Below are 710 nucleotides of genomic sequence, written 5' to 3'. Positions count from 1 at the left end.
GCGACCTGGTGGGTCGATTACGACGACAACGGCACCCGCGCCTGGCTCGACCGCCTGGCCACCGCCTGCCTCAGTGCCCAGTGCCTGCACGATAAAGGTGCCGAGCAATACGCCGACTATGTGCGCAGCACCGACCCCGGCGTGCTGCGCCAGTTGTTCTTCGCCTGGAGCCCAACCCTGGAAGCCGCGCTGAACAGTGCCTCGCGCCACAGTGAGCTCCTCAGCGCCCTGGCCCAGGAAAACCGCGCCAACGCCTATGAGGCCCTGGCCAAGGTCCTGGCGCCGCTGAGCCGGGCGGTCCTGGATGATATCGGCGCACGGGCCAGCACCCCCCATGGCGAATGGAACACCCTGGTCAAACGCCTCGGCGCGGCCTTGCTGCGGCTCAAGGGCGAAGAAGCCATGGCCCTGAGCCCAACCTGGAACAGCCTGCTGGTGGCGATCAAGCTGGGCAGCGGGGCTGGGGTGCGCTGGGGCATGGAAGGTGGCAAACCAGTACTGCGCCTGTTTGGCGACTCGGCCGAAGCACTCTGGCGCTGGGCCCAATCGACCGGACGGGCCATTGGCCTGGGGCAACCGGCGGGCATCTTCAACAGCAAGGTGGTGCAAAACAGCGGTGGCCTGATAGCCCTGATGGTGCTCCTGCTCAACAGCTGGAATGCCAATAGCCACCTGAGCCAGGCCAGTGCGCTGGAGGGGATGGATAAGCA

Annotated in this window: 1 pseudogene; it reads left to right on the top strand. The window is 66.3% G+C overall.

Annotated elements, in window-relative coordinates:
* A pseudogene (locus tag IE038_RS24020) lies at window positions 1-710 on the top strand (toxin VasX); the annotation flags it as partial.

Origin of the sequence: Pseudomonas laurentiana (assembly GCF_014648275.1) — a bacterium.
GTDB lineage: Bacteria > Pseudomonadota > Gammaproteobacteria > Pseudomonadales > Pseudomonadaceae > Aquipseudomonas > Aquipseudomonas laurentiana.
Note: the sequence above shows the minus strand (reverse complement) of the source record. Positions and strands in the feature narration are given on the sequence as shown.